The sequence below is a fragment of the Tritonibacter mobilis F1926 genome (assembly GCF_000376545.2).
Classification (GTDB): Bacteria; Pseudomonadota; Alphaproteobacteria; order Rhodobacterales; family Rhodobacteraceae; genus Epibacterium; species Epibacterium mobile.
On record NZ_CP015230.1, the window covers coordinates 247,211 to 267,820 of the forward strand.

A 20,610-nucleotide genomic window follows, 5' to 3' on the forward strand; every position below is an offset into this window, starting at 1 on the left:
ATATGTCTGAACTTGCTCTCGACCGAGAAATCGACCGCTCCAAGATGAAAGTCTCGGATGAGGTCGCCATCCAGATCACCGATATGAACAAGTGGTACGGCGCGTTTCACGTGCTGCGCGACATCAACCTGACGGTGAACCAAGGCGAACGTATCGTCATCGCGGGGCCTTCGGGCTCCGGCAAATCCACCCTGATCCGCTGTCTCAATGCGCTCGAAGAGCATCAGGCGGGCAAGATCCTGGTGGATGGTACTGAACTGTCGAATGATCTCAAGAACATCGACAAGATCCGCTCCGAGGTTGGTATGGTGTTTCAGCACTTCAACCTGTTCCCGCATCTGACCATTCTGGAAAACTGCACGCTGGCCCCGATCTGGGTGCGCAAGACGCCCAGAAAAGAGGCCGAAGAGCGCGCGATGCATTTCCTGGAAAAAGTGAAGATCCCCGAGCAGGCCGACAAATACCCCGGCCAGCTCTCGGGCGGTCAGCAGCAGCGGGTGGCGATTGCACGGAGCTTGTGCATGATGCCGCGGATCATGCTGTTTGACGAGCCGACCTCGGCGCTGGATCCGGAGATGATCAAGGAGGTGCTCGACACCATGATCGAGCTCGCCGAAGAAGGCATGACCATGCTCTGTGTGACGCATGAGATGGGCTTTGCCCGTCAGGTGGCGAACCGGGTGATCTTTATGGATGCCGGTCAGATCGTGGAGCAGAACGAGCCGGAAGAGTTCTTCAACAACCCGCAGAGCGAACGTACCAAGCTGTTCCTCAGCCAGATCCTCGGTCACTGAGATCTGTTGTTAAATTGAGAAAAGGCCGGGCGCTGCCCGGCCTTTTCGCCTGTTTTGGATATGAGGGGGCGCTGCCCCCTTTCGAGCCCTGCGGGCCCGACCCCCGAGATATTTTCAAAAAGCTGAAGGCAGAGCGGGATCGCGCCGCGTCAGCGGCGCGCCCGGCCCAACGGGCGAACGCGCATTTCAATGCGATGGAGACGGGCGGGAGTGCTCCCCCGCCCGTTTGCGTGTTGTTAGCGTGAAAGATGCATCACGATTTCATGTTGGCCGAAGAAGGCGTTGAGCCGTTCTTCTCCGGCCTGAAAACCATAGGCCTTGTAGAAACCGCGTGCCCGGTGGTTGGCCGCGAAGACGCAGAGTTCCAGTTCCGCGCGGGTGTGCAGCGCGTGATCCAGCAGCGCGCGCCCGTACCCTTTGCCCTGATGCGAGGGCAGTACAAAAAGGCCGCCGACTTCATTGCCGAGCAGGGCGATAAAGCCTGCGGGCGTGTCATCTGCGTCAATCATCCAGGTTTCCGCGAGGTCGAGAAACTGGTCTCGGATCATGGCTTCGGCCTGTGCGACCAAGGCCGCGCTCAGGAAGGGATGCGCGATGGCGCTGGCCTCACGCCAGATATGGAGAACCGCCGGTTTGTCCGACGGAGAATAGGGTTTGATCATTGTCAGGGGTATCCCGTTTAGGGTCGCCTGTAGGCGACGAATTTGATGTTTTTATTGCGCAAGCTAAAAGCGGCAGCCGGATGGGTTGCCTTCGCGTTTTTGGTTCTTGCGGTACTGGTGCTTTGGCACCGGCATCAACGGGACATCAAAACTCCTATGTCGGTGGCCTTTGATAACCTGCGCTTCGGGGCCATGCAACTACTCAGAACAGAAGGATTATTCGCCCAAAAGCTCGCGCGGGACCACGAAGTCGATCACCTTGCCGCTGGCAGGCTGCATCTCGGCCCAATGCGCAATGTCGAACTCCACGATCAGTGTGGCCCCTGTCGGGTAGTCGTCGAACCGCGAATGGGGCGGAGGGTGTTTCACGATCTCATGGGCAAATTCCATCAGGCCGGGATTGTGACCGAGCAAAAGCACCTGCGGCTGTGTTGCCTCGTGCAGCACATCGTGGATGATTTCGGGCGTCGCGTGATAGAGCCGCTCCGTAAAACTTGCCGGTGCGGTAAGCTCCATCAGGTCATAGGTTTCACGGGTGCGTTGCGACGACGACGACAGAACTTGCAGGGGCTGGACTTCCTGCTCGCGCACCCACGCGCCCAAGGCTGCGGCAGAGCGGCGGCCGCGTTTGTTCAAGGGGCGTGCGTGGTCACTGGGGGCGTCGGTGTTCCAGGCGGATTTGGCATGGCGGGTCAGATACAGGGTGCAGGTCATGGGCGGTGAAAATATCTCATGTGGTGGGCAGTTTGCGCAGGCGGGCGCCCGGCACCGTCACTGAGCGGGCAGGCTCGGCGCGCGATACAGCCCGATGCCATGCACTCCGCCCCCTGTGCTGTGTCGAGGTGGTCGTGACAGGCTGCCAGCTTATAGGGGCCTTCGTCAACCAAAGCGTGTACGGGACAGGCAGAGAGGCAAGGTCGCGTCGCGCAGGTCTTGCAGGGGGAGTGTTGGTATTTGGGTGGTGGGATCGTGAAAGTCTCGTCAAAGTGGAGTGCTCCGCGGTAGGAAATCAGCATGCCAACCTCATCATGCACCAGCATCTGCGACGGAGATGTGAAAGCGCGCCCAGAGGCCAGCGCCCAAGCGATAAATGGCGCGTAGGGGGGACCATCAAAGGGGAATTTCGCAGCCTGCGCTTGGTGCTTGCGAGCGATGGAGCTGAGCACGCGCAGGGAATAGCGATCAACCGGATCGGGGGCTTGGTCGCGTCCCTCTGGTGCTGCGCGGAAGCGGTCCCAAAACGCCGGAGCGGTGCCGATGAGGATCAGTGTGCCGCTGTCGTATTCGGGGACGGGCACACGTCTAGGGTGAATGCCGCCGTAAATCATCAGACCATAAGGCACGAGGGCAGCATCAAGCTGCCCATAGCGGTCATCGGTCAGTGCGTGGGGATCATTTGCGACCATAGCGCCAGCAAAGCCCGAACCGGGCGTGCTGGCAAGTCGCTGCGTGATGCGACCTTCGTGATCTGTGCGATCAGCTGCGGATCATCGAGCCTGCGCCGTGATCGGTGAACAGTTCAAGCAGCACTGCATTGGGCACGCGGCCATCGACGATGGTGCAAGCGCGCACGCCGCCGCGAACGGCTGTCAGCGCGGTCTCGGTCTTGGGGATCATACCGCCTGCAATCACGCCTGCAGCGGTCATGGCCTCGACATCGGCGGCCTTGAGTTCGGTGACCACCACGCCCTCGGCATTTTTGACACCCGCCACATCCGTCAGCAGCAAAAGCCGGTCGGCCTTGAGCGCGGCGGCGACGGCACCGGCGGCGGTGTCGCCGTTGATGTTGAATGTCTCGCCCGCGCGGCCCGCACCGATAGGGGCGATCACGGGAATGAATTCTTTTTCAAAGAGGTTCTTCAGCATATCGGCATTCACCTCTGAGGGGGTGCCAACAAAGCCAAGCGCCGGATCTGTCATCTCGCAGGTGATCAGGTTAGCGTCCTTGCCCGAGAGGCCAATCCCCTTGCCGCCTTGGGCGTTGATCGCCTGCACGATGCGTTTGTTGACCATGCCGGAGAGCACCATCTCCACCACTTCCATGGTGGCCGCATCGGTCACACGCTTGCCGTTCACAAATTCGGATTTGATCTGCAATTTATCGAGCAGCGAATTAATCATCGGCCCGCCGCCATGCACGATCACCGGGTTTACCCCCACCTGACGCAAGAGTACCACATCACGGGCAAAGCTCTCCATGCCCTCGTCGCTGCCCATGGCGTGCCCGCCAAGTTTGATCACCACAATGGCGTCGTCATAGCGCTGCAGGTAGGGCAGGGCGCTTGAGAGGGTTTCAGCAGTGGCAATCCAGTCGCGGTTCATGTCTCGGGTCTTCATCGCTGTCAGGTCCTGAGGCCCCGGCGCACCGGAGCGGGGTGTCACTGAGGTGTTACGCATTTCCGCAGCCCCTGCCAAGGATGATCTGGCCTGACAGCCACGCATCCCATTGCCGTTGCCGCGCCGAGTGCTACTGTTGCAGGCGCAGCATCACCCGCGAGAGGACATCCCATGCGTCGTAAAACCCTGCTTTTGACCGGAGCCAGCCGGGGCATCGGTCATGCCACCGTGCGCCGGTTCAATGCCGAGGGCTGGCGGGTGATTACCTGTTCGCGCCAGCCTTTCCCAAAGGAATGCCCCTGGGGTGGGGGCGAGGAAAACCATGTGCAGCTGGATCTGTCGGACCCTTCGGATACCATCAACGCGGTTGGCATCATTCAGGAACGGTTGGAGGACGGCAAGCTGGATGCGCTGGTGAACAACGCCGGGATCTCGCCCAAGGGACCAGAAGGGGAGCGTCTGAGCACGCTCAACACCGATCTGATGGACTGGGCCAAGGTGTTTCACGTCAATTTCTTTGCCTCCGTGGTGCTGGCGCGGGGCCTGCGGGAGGAACTGGCGGCCGCCAAGGGCGCGGTGGTCAATGTGACCTCGATTGCGGGCAGCCGGGTGCATCCTTTTGCGGGCGCGGCCTACGCGACCTCCAAGGCGGCTTTGGCGGCGCTGACGCGAGAGATGGCGCATGACTTCGGGCCGATGGGCGTGCGGGTCAATGCGATTGCGCCGGGTGAGGTGGAGACCTCGATCCTCAGCCCGGGCACTGACAAGATTGTGGAAAAACTGCCGCTGCGCCGGCTGGGTCAGCCCTCTGAGGTGGCGGATGCGATCTATTTCCTGTGCTCCGAACAGAGCAGCTATATTTCCGGCACCGAGATCGAGGTGAACGGCGCGCAACACGTCTGAGCGGAGCGGGATTGGCCCGGCCTTGCGCGCAAAGCCGGGCCGAAGGTCAGCTGACCACGCGCTTGAGGCGGGGCAGGTTCGACAGGATCAGCACATCCAGTGCCAGCACCGCCAAGAGCGTCAGACCCACTAGCGGGAAGGCCAATGAGGCGAAGAGCCCGATTAGCACAGCGCCTTTCCAGAACGGCAGATCCTGCGGCACTGGCGGCGCGGCAAGACGGCCTGCGCGCGAGGGGCGCCGTTTGAGCCACATCACCACGCCCGACACACAGACGAAGATCACCGAGAGGCAGAACACCGTGTTCAGCACGATGTTCCAAAGCCCCATGTCGCCCTCGTGAAAGGCAATGCCCACCGCCATGGACTTCCCGGCCAGTGAGTAGTCGGAGAATTTCACATCGGCGAGGATCTTGCCGGTGAACTGATCGACATGGACGGTGCGGTCGCACGTCGGGCAGGCGCTGTCGTTGCTCATGCTGTCCTGGTTGATCGTGTAGACGCCGGTGTCATTACCGGGAAACACGATGCGAAAACGGCCCTCGTAGCCCAGCGTGCGCGCCAGCGCGTAGATGCTGTCACCGGTCACAGCACTGCCTTCGGGCAGGCCCGTGATCCCGGCGTCAGAGCCGGATTCGGGCATCGGGGTCTGCTCCAGTGCCCAAGGCGTGTCCTTCATGGCGCCGTGGTTCATGTGGTCCGCGTGGGTGCTGTCCGAGAGCGGCACGGCCTCCCATTTCTGCGCCGGGAAGGTGGACCAGGCCTGCACAAAACGCTCGCCCCAGATCCCGGCCCAGGACAGGCCGGACACCAGAAACACCACCAGAATGAGCGAGATATAGACGCCGATCACCGCATGAAGGCTCTTCCACAGGGCGCGGCCCTTGGCGCGCAGGCGCGGCACAAAGGCAGAGGTCCAGTCGCCACGGGGCCACCACAGATAAAGTCCGGTGAGCACCAGAACGATGGCGAGACCTGCGGCGATCTCGATGAGGCGATCACCGGTGTTGCCGATCAGCAATGTGCCGTGAATGTCAGAGAGGAAGTCATACCAGCCCGCGCGGCGGTCCCATGTCTCCACAACCTCGGCGGTGTAGGGATCAACGGCGACCATACGCATGCCGCCCTCGGTGGCGACACGCACCACGGCGGCGCGATCTGCGGCCTTGGGGCCGATCCATTCAACACGCGTGGCGCCGGGAATGGCGTCCACGGCCGCTTGGGTCTGGGCCTCGATGGGCTGCACCAATGCGCCGACGGGCACGGCGACATATTCACCATCGCGCCCGTCAAAGATCGAAATATACATCATCGCAAGGCCGGTGACGGCCAGCATGATGAGAAATGGAATGACGTAGAGGCCCGCATAGAAATGCCAGCGCCATGCGGCGAAGTAGAATTTTTGCGACAGATTCGGGGTGGCGGGACGGCTATCCGCGCCAGCGGTTTGGCTGAGTGCCATTGTGGGAGTTCTCCATACCAGTAAAGCCGCGTCAAAGCGCGGTGCAATCAGGGTGATTTTGCGAAGGATCAGGAGAGAGCGGGCGGGCCGCGGGCATCATAGCGCCAGTGAAACCCGGCGCTGTGATGGGTGAAGGGGGCGCGATACCACAGATCACGCTCTGGCCCCATCAGGGGCAGAGGCAGTTGCGCGGCCGTATGGGCCGCGAGCTGTGGCTGGGCGGCGAGGGGACAATTGCGGCTGGCGCTTTCGTTCTCTTCGTGTTCGCCGTGCGCGGGCGTGCCCTCATCGAGGTCGACCCAACGTTCCTCTGGGCCGTTGCCCGTACAAAGTACCAGCAGCACCTTGCCATCATGCGCCGTCACCGGCATCCAGCCCGCCGGGATCAACCCGGCGATCAGGATAGCCAACAGGCCCAGATATGGCATGAGGCGGCGCAGGGGCTTAGTCCAGATGCGCGATGATGGAGCGCAACGTGGCGATGCCGTCGCCTTTTTCCGACGAGGTCAGCACGATCTCGGGGTAGGCGGCGGGGTGTTTGGAGAGCGCGTCGCGCACCTGATCGAGGATCTTGGCGCGGTCTTTCTCCTTCACCTTGTCGGCCTTGGTCATCACCACCTGAAAGGTCACGGCGGCGCTGTCCAGCAGCTTCATGATCTCCTCGTCGACCTTTTTGACACCGTGACGGGTGTCAATCAGCACAAAGGCGCGGCGCAGCGTCTGGCGACCGGAGAGATACTGTTTCAGCAGGCGCTGCCATTTCTCCACCACCGCCAGCGGCGCATTGGCGTAGCCATAGCCGGGCAGGTCAACGAGATAGAGCTCGGGTCCCTGGGTGAAGAAGTTGATCTCCTGCGTGCGCCCCGGCGTGTTCGAGGCGCGCGCCAGCCCCTTGGTGCCGGTGAGCGCGTTGATCAGCGAGGATTTCCCCACGTTGGAGCGCCCGGCAAAGCAGACCTCGATCCGATCCGCCGGGGGCAGGCCGGACATCGCCACCACCCCCTTGAGGAATTCGGACTGGCCGGCAAAGAGCTTGCGCCCGGTTTCTGCGGCCACTGCTTCGGGATCTTCGGCGAGGGGGAAGGGAAGCTGCATCACAGAACCTCTAGGCTGTCGGAGAGCGCGATGTCGCCACCGCTCAGAACTTTGGCGCGAATGCCAAAATCGGTGTGGCCCCAATGCGCGCGCAGTGCCTTCAGCGTGTTGGCATCGCGTTCGCCGGTGTCGGGGTTGGTCTCGGTGGCGCGGCAGCGGGTGATGCGATCCACCACTTCCAGCCGGGTGGAGCCGATTTTCAGCTCCCGTCCCACCCAGTCGAATTCTTCAAAGGGGGCGGTGCCGTCGATCCAGAGATTGCCACGGAACCGGCGCGGATCGAGGTCTTGTTCCAAGGCCTCACCCAGCGCCTTCAGCGATGTCAGCGACAGGATCGAGACGGCAGAGAATTTCGCATCCGCCATGCCGCCCGCAGGCGCCTTGATCAGGCTGTGGGGCTGGGGACGCTCGGCCGGGTAGATCGGCAACAGCCAGTCCAGAAGCCGCGCACCATCGGTGGCCGGATCAAGGGTGATCTCGCCCTGTTTGGGATGGCGCAGAGTGATCTGATCGCCGTTGCACTCGGAGGTGATCGCCATCAGCTCGGGGCCGAAACAGCCACGGGCAAAGTTCCGGCAGGGCTGCCACGCGCCGGTATCCTCGGATGTGCCGGTCAGCACCGCCCAGGCCCGATCCAAAGGCATAGGCCCGCCTGTTTCCAAGCGGACCTCTGTCAGTGGTTCGGCCCCGATCCCTTTGATCGGGTGCCGCCACATTTGTTTGACAGTTGCTGTCATTTTTTATCGGCCTTCTCGGCTTTTTCACCGCGTTTGAAGCTCGACTTGATATTGCCGAACACATCCGGCGTGTAGCCGTGCGACCGCATGATCAGGTACTGCTGGGTAAAGGTGATCACGTTGTTGGTGATCCAGTAGACCACGAGGCCCGAGGCAAAACCACCCAGCATGAACATGAAGACCCAAGGCATCCACGCGAAAATCATCTTCTGGGTCTCATCGGCGGGGGCCGGGTTCAGCTTCTGCTGCAGCCACATGGAGATACCGAGCAGGATTGGCAGGATGCCGATAAAGACCAGCGCAAGGATCGAATCCGGCGCAGGCGCACCCCATGGCAGCAGGCCAAAGAGGTTATAGAGCGAGGTCGGATCGGGTGCGGAGAGGTCTTGGAACGGGCCAAAGAAGGCCGAATGGCGCAGTTCCAGCGTGACGAAGATCACCTTGTAGAGCGAGAAGAAGATCGGGATCTGGATCAGGATCGGCAGACAGCCCGCAGCCGGGTTCACCTTTTCGCGCTTATAAAGCTCCATCATCTCCTTTTGCATCTTCTGACGGTCATCGCCTGCGCGTTCGCGCAGTTTTTCCATCTCGGGCTGCAGTTCCTTCATCCGTGCCATGGAGGCATAGGATTTATAGGCCAGCGGGAAGACGAGGATTTTCAGCAGGAAAGTGAGCGCGATGATCGCGACACCCATGTTGCCGATGGCGGCATTGAGCCAATGCAGCACGGCAAAGATCGGTTTGGTGAAGAAGAAGAACCAGCCCCAATCGATCGAGTCGAGGAAACCTGCGATGCCGCCACGTTCATATTCGCGGATGGTGGCCCATTCCTTTGCACCGGCAAAAAGCTGGGTGCTGGCCGAGGTGCTCTCGCCCGCGGCGAGGGTCACGGTCGGCAGGACAACGTCGGTTTGGTAGATGTCGCGGCGCTCGTCGTATTTTACGATAGAGCGGAATGCGTCGCCCGGTGCGGGGATCAGCGTCGACATCCAGTAGTGGCCCGTGAAACCGATCCAGCCGTTTTCAGTGACGGAAGTGATCTGAGAGCGCGAACCATCGCGCGGATCGGGGTCGAAATCGGTCATGTCGTCATAGTCGATCTCGGCCAGTTCCCCATCGGCCATGCCGACGACGCCTTCGTGCAGAACGAAGAAATTCTCAAGATTTGCAGGCAGGCCGTGGCGGGCCAAGGTGCCGTAGGGCGCGAGTGCGACGCTTTCGCCAGAAGTATTGGTGACCGACTGGGTGATCGAGAACATATAGTCCTCGTCGATGGCGATCTCGCGCGAGAAGGTCAGCCCCTTGCCGTTGTCCCAAGTGAGGGTCACCGGGGTTTCGGGCGTCAGGGTTGCGCCATCTGCCGCCTGCCAACGGGTGTTGGCAGTGGGGACGTCCTCAATCCCGAGGCCTGTGCCCGGTGCCCAGCCATAGAGCGCATAATAGGCGTTGGCCTGACCGGCGGGGGACAGCAGCGTCACGATGGGCGAATCGTCGTCCAGCGTTTCGCGATAATCCTTGAGGCGCAGATCGTCGATACGTCCACCTTTGAGCGAGATGGAGCCCTCAACCCGTGGCGTGTTGATCGCAAGGCGCGGGGCGTCCTCGGCTGCGTCAACCTCGGCGGTGGCGGCCGCGTCAGCCTCAGCGGTTGCTTCACCGGCACTGGGCGCGGCCGCGGGGCCAGAGGTGTCGCCCGGTGTCGCGGTGGTTTCGGTGACTTGTGCCGCTGGCTGCGGGGCCTCTTCCGGGGGCGGGAAGAAGAAGTACCAGCCGAGGATCACTAGGAAACTCAGAGCGGTTGCGAGCAATAGATTCTTGTTCTGATCGTCCATCTGGACAGCCACCTCATGCATGCAAAGTCAGGGTGTGGTTCAACAGAGGTCGGTCCGGAAGGTCAAGGGAAATCCGGGGATCGTAGTGCGCGCAGGGGGCGGAATCCCTAAAAACATTGGCTTTGGTGCGGCAAGTCGTATCAGAGTGGATGCAGCCCGCCTGTCTCTTTGCATAAGAGGGGGGCGTCACCGGACGTACATTGCAGCCGCCGGGATTCGCCGTTTTTGCCACGCCTAGATTGCCCCGCGATAGCCAGGCGAAGGCGTGGTATCTGTCGTCAGTGCAACCTGTCAGTGACGCTGGCGACCGATGGCTGGGGCGTCTTGCAGCTTAGCTTCGTGGTTTATCACCCAATCAAGCGTCTGGTCGAAGGGCATCGGGCGGCCAATACCAAATCCCTGTACGTGGTCGCAGCCCAATTGTGCCAAGAGCGCATGCTCGCCTGCGGTTTCCACCCCCTCGGCGAGGGTCTTGAGGTCCAGACGCTCCGCCATGGTGAGGATGGCGGCGATCATCTTCTGCTGTTCGGGATCGTGATCGGCCTTGGTCACAAAGGAGCGGTCAATCTTGATCCGGGAGACCCTGAAACGGCGCACGGAGGCAATCGAGGCATGACCGGTGCCAAAATCATCGAGATCTATGTGGCAGCCCAGCTCGCCAAGCGCCGTGATATTGCGCGCCACAACCTCGTCGGGCTGATCGGTCATCACGGTTTCCAGCACCTCGACGGTGAGGCGGTTGGGCGTGAGGCCGAAGCGATCAAGTTCCCAGCGAATGCGGTTAACCAAAGCAGGGTCGCGCAGTTCGTCAGTGGCGAAGTTGACCCCAACCGACGGCACTTTGAGGCCAGCAGCGTCCCATGATTTGATCGCTGTCAGCGCCTGTTGCACCATGACCTGGCTGAGCTTTTGCAAAAGGCCAGCTTGCTCCAGTGCGGGTAGAAAAGCCGAGGGCGGGATCATGCCCTTTACCGGATGACACCAGCGCGCAAGGGCCTCGAAGCCGGAGACGCGGCCAGTATCGGTGCAAATCTGCGGCTGGAACCATGCTTGGATCATGCCATTTTGCAGCGCGGAAGCTGCGTCCTCCAGCAGGTTATCCGTGCGGTTGAGGTGCACATGCGTATCGCTGGAGAAGGCACGGATGCTGGAGGGGCCAACGATCAGCGCCTCGTCGAGCGCGGCCACCGCGCACTCCAGCCAGCTGCTGCCCGCATCCTTGGGGACGCGGTGGCGCTGGCAAATGCCGATAGAGCAGGACACAAAGAGAGAGGTGCCGCCAAAGGGAATGGGTTCTTCGGCGCGGTACTGCAAGCGACCTGCAAGCTGGATGCACAGCTCAAGATCAAGCTGCATGATCGGGGTGAGGCAAATCGCAAACCGGTTGCGCCCCAGCCGGGCCACGGTGTCGCGATGGCGCAAGGTCGAGCGGATTCGCTCCCCGACGCGTTGCATCACGATATCCCCGGCATCCTGACCATGCGCGCCAATCAAGTCGTCAAAATCGTCGATCTCAATCACCAGAAGCGCGGATTTCAGGCCACTGTCCTCGGTACGATTAAAAACGTCGCGCGTGTGGGTTTCAAACCCGGACGCCAGCAACAGACCCGTCAAGCCGTCACGCCCCGGTGTGACCACGCGTTTGCGGGAGAAGCCTGAAAAGAGGGCAAATGCCAGCGGCAGGCCGAGCGCCACCGCCACCAATGCTTTTTCACCACCAAACCAGAACGCCCCAAGGGTGAGCGCAGGCAGGAAAGCCAGCATCGGCGGGCCGAACACCACTTGCGAGATTCCGTCTCTGACCCGCTGTAGGAGACGTGAATACGGAAAATTCATGAGTTCGAGACCTTTCGACTTCGCCGGTGGTGCAAGCACAGACTAAATCGCGGGTCTGACTGAGGAGTTAACGCAGCTGCGGGATTTCCTCGGATTCCGTCACATCTTCGAAATTTTTGAGCGCCAACCCGGCAAAATCAAACAGCTTAGGGTCCAGAAGATGCGACGGGCGCGCATTCATCAGCGCCCGGAACATCACCTGACGCCGTCCGGGGTTGTTTGATTCCCATGTATCAATGATCTGTTTCACCTGCTGACGCTGCAGCCCGTCCTGACTGCCGCAAAGATCGCAAGGGATGATCGGATAATTCATCGAGCGCGCAAATTTCTCGCAATCGGCCTCGGCCACATGGGCAAGGGGGCGAAACACAAACAAATCGCCTTCTTCATTGACCAGCTTCGGTGGCATGGTGGCCAGACGACCACCGTGAAAGAGGTTCATGAAGAACGTCTCAAGAATGTCATCGCGGTGATGGCCGAGCACCACGGCAGAGCAGCCTTCCTCACGCGCAATACGGTAGAGATTGCCACGCCGCAGGCGCGAACACAGGGCACAATAGGTGCGCCCCTGCGGGACTTTGTCCATCACGATGGAATAGGTGTCCTGATATTCGATCCGGTGCGGCACACCCATCTTTTCCAGAAACTCCGGCAGCACCGTGGCGGGAAACCCCGGCTGCCCCTGATCAAGGTTGCAGGCCAGCAGATCCACTGGCAACAGCCCGCGCCACTTGAGTTCATAGAGCACGGCCAGCAGGGTGTAGCTGTCCTTGCCGCCAGAAAGGCAGACCAGCCATTTCGGCACAGAGCCGTCCTCGCGCCGTTCCACCATGCCATATTGCTCCACCGCTTCGCGCGTGTAGCGCACGATACGTTTGCGGAGTTTTTTGAACTCGGTGGTCTGCGGCGCGCCGTGAAAGAGCGGGTGAATGTCGTCGATGTCCTGGTCCAGCATAAGCGCCCCGTAGCGCCTGTCTGAGGGCTTGCCAAGTAAAACCTGCATGAAGCCTGCGCAAAAGATCTGCAGACTTTCGATCCACGTGGGGGGATGGCGCGTATTCCTTCATGTAACGGCAGGGAGAGAGCGTGATGAAATACATATGGCGCGCGGCGCTGATGGTGACTGCGGTGCTGGCAATGCTGGGGCTTGCCAATTGCGGGCGGCCCTCGCTGGGGGACGCAAAACTCAGCGATCGGCAGCTCAATCTTGAGGATTATTTTGCCGGAAAGACAGTGGCCTACGGTCAGTTCAAGGATCGCTTTGGCACAGTGCGGCGACGGTTCAAAGTGGATATCGACGGCGCATGGGATGGCGAGCGGCTCACCTTGAACGAGCGGTTCGCTTATGCGGATGGGTCAAGCGAGACACGCAATTGGGTGCTGACGAAAACCGGCGCGGATCAATGGGTTGGCACCGCCGAAGGAGTGCAGGGGCAGGCGCAGGGGCGCGAGGTCGGAGACACGTTTAACTGGACCTACACCATTGATCTGCCGATGCCCGATGGCGACAGCATGCGGGTCGATTTTGACGACTGGATGTGGCTTCAGGAGGACGGGCGTCTGTTGAACATCGCCTATATGCAGCGCTTTGGCGTGACGTTGGGCGAGGTTACGATTTTCTTTGAAAAACGCCAGTGATCTAGTGGTCGTGGCCGCAGCAGCGGTCATGCTCCGGGTCGGCACCGGGCACCGGATCATAGCCTGAACTGCCAAAGGGATGGCACCGGCCAATGCGGCGTAGCATCAGATATGTGCCTTTGAGGGGGCCATGTCTCTCCAGCGCTTCGAGCGCGTAGGCGGAACAGGTCGGCTGATAGCGACAGTTAAAGCCCACCCATGGGCTGAACAGCAGCCGATAGCCGCGGACGGGGAGGGCGATAAGACGGGCGAGAAAGCGCATGACACCGGCATAAGCGCTGGGATCTGACAGCGCAACTTTGATGGGGCGGCAGATCGCGCCGCGCAGCGGCGCTGGGCCCAACGGGGGAGGGGGCATTTTAATGCACCCGACACGGGCGGGAGCCTCCCCCCTGTCAGGAGCCGTGGATTTTGCGCAGCGCGTAGGCAAAGTCTTTTTGCATTTGCTCAAACGGGCAGGTGGTGGTCTCGCCTGCGCGTCCGATCAGCACATAATCCCAGCCGGGTTTGCCGTGCTCTTTCAACAGCAGCCGCGCGATTTCACGCAAGCGCCGTTTGGCGCGGTTGCGCATCACCGCGTTGCCGACCTTTTTGGAACAGGTAAAGCCAACCCGAAACGCACCATCGTCGCCGCGCTTGCGTCCCTGCACCATCATCGACCTTGTGCCCTGCTTGCGCGCGCGGGCGGCAGCGAGGAAATCGCCGCGTTTGGTCAAGAGTTCCATTCCCGCCCGAATCTTTGCAGGCTTGGACGGGCGCGGGGCGCGGCTTGTTTTGGGGGTGGCAGATGCACAAACGGACACCGCCGGAGGCTGTGTCCCCTGGTCAGCTTTGCCGTCCATGGGAGCCTCCGGCGGTGTCATGTCCGTCAGAACCAGTCGTCTGAGCGCGAAAACTTATGCGCTCAGGGACTTACGACCGCGTGCGCGGCGTGAGTTCAGGATTTTGCGGCCTGCCTTGGTGGCCATACGCGCACGGAAGCCGTGGCGGCGTTTGCGAACCAGGTTCGAAGGCTGATAGGTGCGTTTCATCGCTCCGGTCTCCAAATGTTGTCATCGGGTACGGCGCGGAATCGCCCCCCGGGGTCTATCTCGAAGCCCGGTCTCTAGACGCCTGATGCCCGGCTGTCAAACCCCATGCGGGCAATTTCAGCGCCTGCTGCCATATTTCTGTTAAAAAACACAAGGCGCGGCGCGATCAAACAGGGCAAATCGCCCAATGGCGCGGCGGTGGCACGTCATCGAAGGGAATCACTTACACCATCATGCGCAGCGCGCAACGTCGAGGAAATGTTTCAATTCTGTCATCGAAGGGCCCGGATCATCACGAAACGGCAGGCCGTCATCAAGCGGGCGTGAGAGAGGCTGCAGCGCTCTCGCCATTCCCACATCTAGAGCGCTAGAGCAAAAGAGCACCCGCACCGACGGATGCCTGCAGAGCCCGCGTAAGGAATATGAGATGATGAGCGAAACCCCGTCCTCCCCGCCCCAAAAGACCTGGCTCAGACATGTGCCGTTGGCCCTTGTGGCGGTCATTGCCATCATTGGGGCTGTGACCCTCGGGGATGTGCTGTCTTTTGAAACCCTGCGTGACAACCGCGAGGCGCTTTTGGCATTTCGGGATCAGAACTATGTGGGGCTCGTGTTGGCGTTTCTGGCCGCGTACATCGTGATCGTCGCCTTCTCGCTGCCGGGCGCGGCGGTGGCGTCAATGACCGGGGGGTTCCTGTTTGGTCTGATCGCTGGCACCGCGTTCAACGTGATCGCCGCCACCATCGGGGCGATGGCGATCTTTCTTGCCGCGCGCTGGGGGTTGGGGGCGACACTATCGGCCAAGATGGCGGCCAGTGAAGGCCGTATCCAGCGGTTGAAAGCTGCGCTCCATGACACAGAGATCGAGGTGCTGCTGCTGTTGCGTCTGGTGCCAGCGGTGCCGTTTTTTGTCGCGAACCTCCTGCCGGCGCTGGTGGGGGTGAAGCTGTGGAATTTCTTCTGGACCACGGCGCTGGGCATCATTCCGGGGGCGATTGTGTTCACATGGATTGGTGTCGGCCTGGGCGAGGTGTTTGATCGCGGCGAAAGCCCGAACCTCAGCCTTTTGTGGGAGCCGCATGTCTTGGGGCCGATCCTTGGTCTGTGTGCACTGGCGGCGCTGCCCATTGTTATCAAGGCCCTGCGCGGCAAGACGGAGGTCTGAGAGATGCAGTCGATCAAATGTGATCTGCTTATTATCGGTGCGGGGTCCGGCGGGCTGTCGCTGGCGGCGGGTGCAAGCCAGATGGGGGCCGATGTGGTGCTGCTTGAGGCGCACAAGATGGGCGGCGACTGTCTGAACTACGGTTGCGTGCCGTCAAAGGCGCTGCTGGCGAGCGGCCATATGGCCCATGCACAGGCACATGGCGCGGCGTTTGGCATCGCAGATCATGCGCCTCAGGTGGATTATGCTGCCGCCAAGGGGCACGTACAGGAGGTGATCGACACCATCGCGCCGGTGGACAGTCAGGAGCGGTTTGAAGGGTTTGGCGTGCGGGTCATTCGCGAACAGGGCCGGTTTGTCAGCCCCAACGAGGTGGAGGCTGGCGAGACAAGGATCACCGCGCGGCGGATCGTGGTTGCCACCGGTTCCAGCCCGTTTGTGCCACCGATACCGGGGCTGGAGGATGTGCCCTATCTGACCAATGAAACGCTGTGGGAGCTCAAAGAGCGCCCGGCGCATCTGATTGTGATTGGCGGCGGCCCGATCGGCATGGAGATGGCGCAGGCGCATCGCCGTCTGGGCAGCAAGATCACGGTGCTTGAGGCGCAGGGCGCGCTGGGGCGCGATGACCCGGAGGCGGCAGCCTTTGTGCTGGAGCGTTTGCGCGGCGAGGGGATCGACATTCGAGAACACACCGCAGCGCAGGCTGTGCGGCAGGAGGCAGGCCAGATCGTGGTGCAGACCAGCGCCGGGACGGTCTCTGGCTCGCATCTTTTGGTGGCGGTGGGGCGCAAGCCCAATATCGACGGGCTGAACCTTGCGGCAGCAGGGGTCGATGTGACACGCGCCGGTATCAAGGTCGGGCCGGACCTGCGCAGCAGCAATTCCAAAGTCTACGCCATCGGGGATGTGGCCGGGCAGGGGCAATTCACCCATCTCGCGGGTTATCACGCCAGTGTCATTATCCGCTCTTTGCTGTTTGCCCTACCTGCCAAGGCCAAGGGCGACCACATCCCTCGGGCCACATATACGGATCCGGAGATCGCCCAAGTGGGGCTTACGGAGGCTGAGGCGCGCGAAAAATACGAGGGGCGACTGGAGGTGGCGCGGTTTGACTACGGCCACAACGACCGCGCCATTGCGACCCGTCAGGCGCGTGGTTTCATCAAGGTGATGGTGGTCAGGGGCCGCCCGGTGGGGGCGACCATTGCTGGTCATCAGGCTGGAGAGTTGATCGCCACATGGTCGCTTGCCATTGCCAATGCGATGAAGATGAGCCAAATCGCCGCAATGGTTGCGCCTTATCCAACAATCGCGGAACTTAACAAACGGGTCGCGGGGGCGTATTTCTCACCGAGACTATTTGAAAATTCCGGCATAAAACGGGTTGTCCGGCTGGTGCAGCGCTGGCTACCCTGAGGCGAAAACGGGGACTGATGTTAAACACGCTTTCGGGCAGATTCCTGATCCTGACAACGGTCTTCGTGATGTTGGCCGAAGTGTTGATCTTTGTCCCCTCGATCTCTCGGTTTCGGCAGGACTATCTGGAGGACCGTCTGGAGCGGGCTCAGATCGCCTCGCTTGCGCTGTTGGCCGATGACATGATCGAAAGCAGCTTAGAGCGGGAGCTGTTGGAGAATGCGGGCGTTTATAACGTGGTGCTTCGGCGCGACGAGATGCGCCAGCTGGTGCTGTCCTCGCCCATCCCGCGTCCGATCGGTGCGACATTTGATCTGCGCGACGCCAGCGCGCTGACCCTGATTGGCGATGCGTTGATGCGCCTTTCGACGCCGGGCAACGACATCATTCGGGTGATCGGCGCACCGGTGCGGGACGCGGGTCTGCTCATTGAAATCACCATGGAGACGGGTCCGCTGCGGGCGGCAATGATCGACTATGGCCTGCGTATCCTGCTGCTCTCGGCGGTGATTTCTGTGCTGACGGCGGTGTTGTTGTTTATCGCGGTGCGCATGGTTCTGGTGAAGCCGATCAAGGGTGTGATTGGCTATATGCAGCGCTACGCAGCCGCGCCTGAAGATGCACGTGGGATCATTACCCCCAAGGCCGGGGTGATCGAGCTGCGCGAAGCCGAGGAGGCGCTGCAAAAGCTCCAGATCGAGCTGACCCATGCGCTAAAGCAGCGCGAGAGGCTGGCGCAGCTTGGCGGTGCGGTGGCCAAGATCAGCCATGATCTGCGCAATATCCTCACCTCGGCGCAACTCTTCACCGACCGCATCGAGATGAGCGAAGACCCCCTTGTGCGACGTCTGGCGCCGAAACTGGTGAATTCCATCACCCGCGCGGTGTCGCTCTGCGAGGGCACGCTGGCCTTTGGTCGCGCCGAAGAACCGGCACCGACATTTGGCCGGGTGTGCCTCAGCGAGATCATTGATGATGTGGCAGAGAGTGAAAACCTCGTGGCCTCTGATGTGGTGGTGGAGATCGCCAATACCGTGCCGCTGCCCACGATGATCCGCTGCGACAAGGAACAGATCTTTCGCGTGATCATGAACCTCGTGCGCAATGCCCGGCAGGCGATCATCGCCACAGGGCGCGATGGGCGCATTACGGTGTCCTTGCGCGAAGAGGAGGATGCGTGGTGGATCGAAGTGGCCGATGATGGCCCCGGTCTGCCGAAAAAGGCGCTCGACAATCTGTTCACCCCGTTTCAGGGCGGCGCGCGCAAGGGCGGTACCGGACTTGGGCTGGCGATTGCGGCGGAGCTGGTCAAAGGGCACGGCGGTCAACTGACGCTGGGCAGAACCGGCCCAGAAGGCACGGTGTTTGAGATTTGCCTGCCCAAAGGCGATGGCGCGGTTTAACTCTCTGATCTGCTGGCGTTTTGCGAGCGGCGACTATTGAGGATGTGATCAATCGCCGGGCGGGCGCTCATGATAATATGAGTCTCCAGATGGGCGGCCAGCGCCTCACCGTCGCAGCGACGAAAACAGTCCAAAATTTCGGCGTGTTCGCGCAATTGCCGCTGCCGTGCCCGCACCGAGATGATCGGCTTGCCAAACCGTTGGAACAGGCGCTGGTGCAGGGCGCGCAGATGTTCGATCACATGCGGACGATTGGCCGGAGCCAGCAGTGCCTCGTGAAAGGCGATATTGTGCCGTGACCAATCCTCATCACTGCAGGTTTCCATCGCGGCCTGCGCGGCCTCCAGTTTGGCAATATCCGCCTCGGTGGCATAGCGCGCGGCCATTTGCGCCAGCCAGCCTTCGATCTGGGCGCGCATTTCGGCCAGTTGCTCAATCTCGCTGGGGGAGGGCAAGCTGACGATGGCGCCCCGGTTGGAGCGCAACGCCACCAACCCTTCTGTTTCAAGCAGTTGGAAGGCCTCGCGCAGGGGCACCCGGCTCACACCCAATTCTTCGGCCAAGCGGGATTGGCGCAGCGGCGCGCCATCCTCAAACCGGCCGTCAAGGATCATGTCTCGGATGCGATCCGCCGTCTGACGCGCGCTTTGTCCACGTTGCATTTGGTCTTCCTTGCTCATTCAAGTGTTCTGGCGCGCTGGCTGCGCGGCGTCAACATCACCTGCTGTGCCGCCATTTTTGACAGTCAGATTATCATTTGTGAATTCAAAATACGTCATAAATGTCTAAATTGAATTCAAAAATGTTGACTCTCGCCCGGTATCGTCTGACAGTCTCCCTATCTGGCGGCGGTCAGCCGCGCGGCATCTGGGAGGATTGGGGATGTTGAGACTAACGGTGGCGCTTGTGGCCCTGAGTGCAGGCACGGCGATGGCGGGAACGCTTGAGGAGGTCAAAGAACGCGGCAAGCTCATATGTGGGGTCTATCCGGGGCTGCCGGGCTTTGCCTTTTTGTCTGAGGATGGCACGTGGATGGGATCCGAAGTGGCCTTTTGCCGGGCCTTGGCCGCAGCGGTTCTAAAAGACCCCACGGCGGTGGAATTTGTTCCCACCCCCAGCAAGACCCGCTTTACCGCTCTGGCCTCTGGCGAGGTTGACGTGCTGGCCCGCAACACCACATGAACCTTCAGTCGCGACGTGGATTTGAAGTTCGAATTCGCAGGCGTCAACTATTACGACGGTCAGGGGTTTTTGGTGCCCAAGGAATTGGGCGTAGCCTCTGCCAAGGAACTGGACGGCGCGACCGTCTGCATCCAGACTGGCACCACGACCGAGCTGAACCTTGCGGATTTCTTCCGCGCCAACGACATCTCATACGAGCCTGTGCCGGTGGAAACCAATGCGGAATCCCAACAGCAGTATCTGGCGGGGGCCTGTGACGTCTACACCACTGATAAGGCGGGGTTGGCGGCGACTCGTTCGGCCTTTGCTGATCCGCAGAACCACTTGATCCTGCCGGAAACCATCTCGAAAGAGCCGCTTGGTCCTTTGGTGCGTCATGGGGACAATCAATGGGGCGACGTGGTGCGCTGGACCTTGAATGCCCTGATTATCGCTGAAGAGCTCGGAATCACGCAGGATGACGTCACCGCGCTCGCGGCAAGCGCGACCAATAACCCGGAGATCAACCGGATGCTGGGCACAGAAGGCACCTATGGTGAGATGCTGGGCCTGGATCAGGATTGGGCGGTCGCAGCGATTTCTGCCGGGGGCAACTACGGAGAGATTTTTGCGAGGTTTCTGGGAGAAGACACGCTGATCGGCCTCGACCGTGGTCTGAATGCGCTCTATCGCGACGGTGGCATCCTCTATGCGCCTCCCTTCCGCTAGGAGTGTATGCGCCCCCTGAGCGATCAGCGGGGCGTGCTGTCATAGATGTTTTAAAAAAGTTCTGATTTGGGGTTGCGCCCGTCGAGGGCCAGCTATAAACCCCGCCCTCAGTGGACCGATAGCTCAGCTGGATAGAGTACTTGACTACGAATCAAGGGGTCGGGGGTTCGAATCCTCCTCGGTCCGCCACTTCCCATTTGTTGAACGTCAGACGAAATTGACCTAGGCGTCATAGACTGACCCAATCCACTGTTTTTGCCGTGTGGATTGTTGCGTTGATCTGACCTTCCTTTTGGAAAATCAGGGCTGATTTGCAGGTTCAGACTTTGATGTCGCCTGTTCCTGCTGATCTGCCAGGTATTTTCTAAAGGCGGGCGAACGCGGAAGGGGGCGAGGCAATGCTATTCGA

The 20,610-nt window shown here is 60.9% G+C and carries 21 protein-coding genes, 1 tRNA gene and 1 pseudogene; 8 read left to right on the plus strand and 15 right to left on the minus strand.

Annotated features, from left to right (window positions below):
* The first annotated feature begins 2 nt into the window (after positions 1 to 2).
* Positions 3 to 794, plus strand: a complete 792-nt coding sequence (locus K529_RS01215; protein ID WP_040642922.1) for an amino acid ABC transporter ATP-binding protein — start codon at positions 3 to 5, stop codon at positions 792 to 794.
* A gap of 236 nt (positions 795 to 1,030) precedes the next feature.
* On the opposite strand, the gene K529_RS01220 is transcribed toward K529_RS01215, so the two are convergent.
* The 4 genes from K529_RS01220 to argB all read right to left on the minus strand — a co-directional run bounded on the left by K529_RS01220 (position 1,031) and on the right by argB (position 3,793).
* Positions 1,031 to 1,456 (minus strand): GNAT family N-acetyltransferase, encoded by a 426-nt coding sequence (locus tag K529_RS01220; RefSeq protein WP_005633194.1) that lies wholly within the window; start codon positions 1,454 to 1,456, stop codon positions 1,031 to 1,033.
* A 216-nt stretch (positions 1,457 to 1,672) separates the two neighbouring features.
* Entirely contained in the window at positions 1,673 to 2,170 is a 498-nt protein-coding gene (locus tag K529_RS01225; RefSeq protein ID WP_005633197.1) for a SixA phosphatase family protein, read from the minus strand.
* Entirely contained in the window at positions 2,167 to 2,862 is a 696-nt protein-coding gene (locus K529_RS01230; RefSeq protein ID WP_005665575.1) for a hypothetical protein, read from the minus strand. Before K529_RS01230 ends, K529_RS01225 begins: the two co-directional genes overlap by 4 nt.
* Positions 2,863 to 2,932: 70 nt before the next feature.
* Positions 2,933 to 3,793 carry an acetylglutamate kinase gene (gene argB / locus K529_RS01235; RefSeq protein ID WP_046002741.1) on the minus strand — a complete coding sequence of 287 codons (861 nt, stop codon included), beginning with the start codon at positions 3,791 to 3,793 and terminating at the stop codon, positions 2,933 to 2,935.
* 171 nt (positions 3,794 to 3,964) lie between these two features.
* Here argB and K529_RS01240 point away from each other — a divergent pair, with 171 nt between their 5' ends.
* The gene (locus tag K529_RS01240; RefSeq protein WP_009177046.1) at positions 3,965 to 4,696 is read left to right on the plus strand and encodes an SDR family NAD(P)-dependent oxidoreductase; all 732 of its coding nucleotides are present in this window, start codon (positions 3,965 to 3,967) and stop codon (positions 4,694 to 4,696) included.
* A 46-nt stretch (positions 4,697 to 4,742) separates the two neighbouring features.
* Here the strand turns inward: K529_RS01240 and K529_RS01245 are convergent, their stop codons facing one another.
* From K529_RS01245 to ttcA, 7 genes are all read right to left on the minus strand, one after another.
* Positions 4,743 to 6,155: a PepSY-associated TM helix domain-containing protein gene (locus tag K529_RS01245; protein WP_046002740.1), complete on the minus strand. Its 1,413-nt coding sequence runs from the start codon at positions 6,153 to 6,155 to the stop codon at positions 4,743 to 4,745.
* Between the two features lie 68 nt (positions 6,156 to 6,223).
* Positions 6,224 to 6,583: a DUF2946 family protein gene (locus K529_RS01250; RefSeq protein WP_005635902.1), complete on the minus strand. Its 360-nt coding sequence runs from the start codon at positions 6,581 to 6,583 to the stop codon at positions 6,224 to 6,226.
* 16 nt (positions 6,584 to 6,599) lie between these two features.
* On the minus strand, positions 6,600 to 7,250 hold the full coding sequence (yihA, locus tag K529_RS01255) for a ribosome biogenesis GTP-binding protein YihA/YsxC (protein ID WP_005635897.1): 651 nt from the start codon (positions 7,248 to 7,250) through the stop codon (positions 6,600 to 6,602).
* Positions 7,250 to 7,987 carry an MOSC domain-containing protein gene (locus K529_RS01260; RefSeq protein WP_005635895.1) on the minus strand — a complete coding sequence of 246 codons (738 nt, stop codon included), beginning with the start codon at positions 7,985 to 7,987 and terminating at the stop codon, positions 7,250 to 7,252. The genes yihA and K529_RS01260 overlap by 1 nt, the downstream gene beginning before the upstream one ends.
* Positions 7,984 to 9,819 (minus strand): membrane protein insertase YidC, encoded by a 1,836-nt coding sequence (yidC, locus tag K529_RS01265; protein WP_046002749.1) that lies wholly within the window; start codon positions 9,817 to 9,819, stop codon positions 7,984 to 7,986. Before yidC ends, K529_RS01260 begins: the two co-directional genes overlap by 4 nt.
* Before the next feature lie 291 nt (positions 9,820 to 10,110).
* Complete coding sequence (locus tag K529_RS01270; RefSeq protein WP_046002739.1) at positions 10,111 to 11,655, minus strand: putative bifunctional diguanylate cyclase/phosphodiesterase; 1,545 nt, start codon at positions 11,653 to 11,655, stop codon at positions 10,111 to 10,113.
* 67 nt (positions 11,656 to 11,722) lie between these two features.
* Positions 11,723 to 12,610, minus strand: coding sequence for a tRNA 2-thiocytidine(32) synthetase TtcA (ttcA, locus tag K529_RS01275; RefSeq protein ID WP_005632146.1), 888 nt, complete (start codon positions 12,608 to 12,610; stop codon positions 11,723 to 11,725).
* A gap of 134 nt (positions 12,611 to 12,744) precedes the next feature.
* Here ttcA and K529_RS01280 point away from each other — a divergent pair, with 134 nt between their 5' ends.
* Positions 12,745 to 13,293: a DUF3833 domain-containing protein gene (locus tag K529_RS01280; RefSeq protein WP_005632151.1), complete on the plus strand. Its 549-nt coding sequence runs from the start codon at positions 12,745 to 12,747 to the stop codon at positions 13,291 to 13,293.
* A 1-nt stretch (position 13,294) separates the two neighbouring features.
* Here the strand turns inward: K529_RS01280 and yidD are convergent, their stop codons facing one another.
* The 3 genes from yidD to rpmH all read right to left on the minus strand — a co-directional run bounded on the left by yidD (position 13,295) and on the right by rpmH (position 14,324).
* Positions 13,295 to 13,555: a membrane protein insertion efficiency factor YidD gene (yidD, locus tag K529_RS01285; protein WP_039982888.1), complete on the minus strand. Its 261-nt coding sequence runs from the start codon at positions 13,553 to 13,555 to the stop codon at positions 13,295 to 13,297.
* A 133-nt stretch (positions 13,556 to 13,688) separates the two neighbouring features.
* The gene (gene rnpA, locus K529_RS01290) at positions 13,689 to 14,156 is read right to left on the minus strand and encodes a ribonuclease P protein component (RefSeq protein ID WP_040642909.1); all 468 of its coding nucleotides are present in this window, start codon (positions 14,154 to 14,156) and stop codon (positions 13,689 to 13,691) included.
* Between the two features lie 33 nt (positions 14,157 to 14,189).
* On the minus strand, positions 14,190 to 14,324 hold the full coding sequence (rpmH, locus tag K529_RS01295; RefSeq protein ID WP_005632162.1) for a 50S ribosomal protein L34: 135 nt from the start codon (positions 14,322 to 14,324) through the stop codon (positions 14,190 to 14,192).
* A gap of 427 nt (positions 14,325 to 14,751) precedes the next feature.
* Between rpmH and K529_RS01300 the strand changes: the two genes are divergently transcribed.
* From K529_RS01300 to K529_RS01310, 3 genes are read left to right on the plus strand one after another with little or no spacing between them, the layout of a single operon-like run.
* A complete protein-coding gene (locus K529_RS01300) occupies positions 14,752 to 15,489 on the plus strand; it encodes a TVP38/TMEM64 family protein (protein WP_005632165.1) in 738 nt (245 codons plus the stop codon).
* A 3-nt stretch (positions 15,490 to 15,492) separates the two neighbouring features.
* A complete protein-coding gene (locus K529_RS01305; protein ID WP_046002738.1) occupies positions 15,493 to 16,908 on the plus strand; it encodes a dihydrolipoyl dehydrogenase family protein in 1,416 nt (471 codons plus the stop codon).
* Positions 16,909 to 16,925: 17 nt separating this feature from the next.
* Positions 16,926 to 18,311, plus strand: a complete 1,386-nt coding sequence (locus K529_RS01310) for a sensor histidine kinase (RefSeq protein WP_046002737.1) — start codon at positions 16,926 to 16,928, stop codon at positions 18,309 to 18,311.
* Here the strand turns inward: K529_RS01310 and K529_RS01315 are convergent.
* Positions 18,308 to 18,973 (minus strand): GntR family transcriptional regulator, encoded by a 666-nt coding sequence (locus K529_RS01315; protein WP_110590646.1) that lies wholly within the window; start codon positions 18,971 to 18,973, stop codon positions 18,308 to 18,310. The genes K529_RS01310 and K529_RS01315 overlap by 4 nt on opposite strands.
* A 220-nt stretch (positions 18,974 to 19,193) precedes the next feature.
* On the opposite strand from K529_RS01315, the pseudogene K529_RS01320 reads away from it, so the two are divergent.
* Positions 19,194 to 20,201 (plus strand): annotated as a pseudogene (locus tag K529_RS01320) (amino acid ABC transporter substrate-binding protein).
* Positions 20,202 to 20,313: 112 nt separating this feature from the next.
* Positions 20,314 to 20,390 (plus strand) — tRNA-Arg (locus K529_RS01325).
* The last annotated feature ends 220 nt before the right edge of the window (positions 20,391 to 20,610 follow it).

Coding starts and splice junctions, on each gene's coding strand:
- rnpA (WP_040642909.1), bottom strand. CDS start 14,156: ATGACACCGCCGGAGGCTCCCATGGACGGCAAAGCTGACCAGGGGACA.
- K529_RS01245 (WP_046002740.1), bottom strand. CDS start 6,155: ATGGCACTCAGCCAAACCGCTGGCGCGGATAGCCGTCCCGCCACCCCG.
- K529_RS01220 (WP_005633194.1), bottom strand. CDS start 1,456: ATGATCAAACCCTATTCTCCGTCGGACAAACCGGCGGTTCTCCATATC.
- ttcA (WP_005632146.1), bottom strand. CDS start 12,610: ATGCTGGACCAGGACATCGACGACATTCACCCGCTCTTTCACGGCGCG.
- K529_RS01260 (WP_005635895.1), bottom strand. CDS start 7,987: ATGACAGCAACTGTCAAACAAATGTGGCGGCACCCGATCAAAGGGATC.
- K529_RS01280 (WP_005632151.1), top strand. CDS start 12,745: ATGAAATACATATGGCGCGCGGCGCTGATGGTGACTGCGGTGCTGGCA.
- K529_RS01300 (WP_005632165.1), top strand. CDS start 14,752: ATGATGAGCGAAACCCCGTCCTCCCCGCCCCAAAAGACCTGGCTCAGA.
- K529_RS01305 (WP_046002738.1), top strand. CDS start 15,493: ATGCAGTCGATCAAATGTGATCTGCTTATTATCGGTGCGGGGTCCGGC.
- yidC (WP_046002749.1), bottom strand. CDS start 9,819: ATGGACGATCAGAACAAGAATCTATTGCTCGCAACCGCTCTGAGTTTC.
- K529_RS01225 (WP_005633197.1), bottom strand. CDS start 2,170: ATGACCTGCACCCTGTATCTGACCCGCCATGCCAAATCCGCCTGGAAC.
- K529_RS01215 (WP_040642922.1), top strand. CDS start 3: ATGTCTGAACTTGCTCTCGACCGAGAAATCGACCGCTCCAAGATGAAA.
- yihA (WP_005635897.1), bottom strand. CDS start 7,250: ATGCAGCTTCCCTTCCCCCTCGCCGAAGATCCCGAAGCAGTGGCCGCA.
- K529_RS01230 (WP_005665575.1), bottom strand. CDS start 2,862: ATGGTCGCAAATGATCCCCACGCACTGACCGATGACCGCTATGGGCAG.
- K529_RS01270 (WP_046002739.1), bottom strand. CDS start 11,655: ATGAATTTTCCGTATTCACGTCTCCTACAGCGGGTCAGAGACGGAATC.
- rpmH (WP_005632162.1), bottom strand. CDS start 14,324: ATGAAACGCACCTATCAGCCTTCGAACCTGGTTCGCAAACGCCGCCAC.
- K529_RS01240 (WP_009177046.1), top strand. CDS start 3,965: ATGCGTCGTAAAACCCTGCTTTTGACCGGAGCCAGCCGGGGCATCGGT.
- K529_RS01315 (WP_110590646.1), bottom strand. CDS start 18,973: ATGCAACGTGGACAAAGCGCGCGTCAGACGGCGGATCGCATCCGAGAC.
- K529_RS01250 (WP_005635902.1), bottom strand. CDS start 6,583: ATGCCATATCTGGGCCTGTTGGCTATCCTGATCGCCGGGTTGATCCCG.
- argB (WP_046002741.1), bottom strand. CDS start 3,793: ATGAAGACCCGAGACATGAACCGCGACTGGATTGCCACTGCTGAAACC.
- yidD (WP_039982888.1), bottom strand. CDS start 13,555: ATGCGCTTTCTCGCCCGTCTTATCGCCCTCCCCGTCCGCGGCTATCGG.
- K529_RS01310 (WP_046002737.1), top strand. CDS start 16,926: ATGTTAAACACGCTTTCGGGCAGATTCCTGATCCTGACAACGGTCTTC.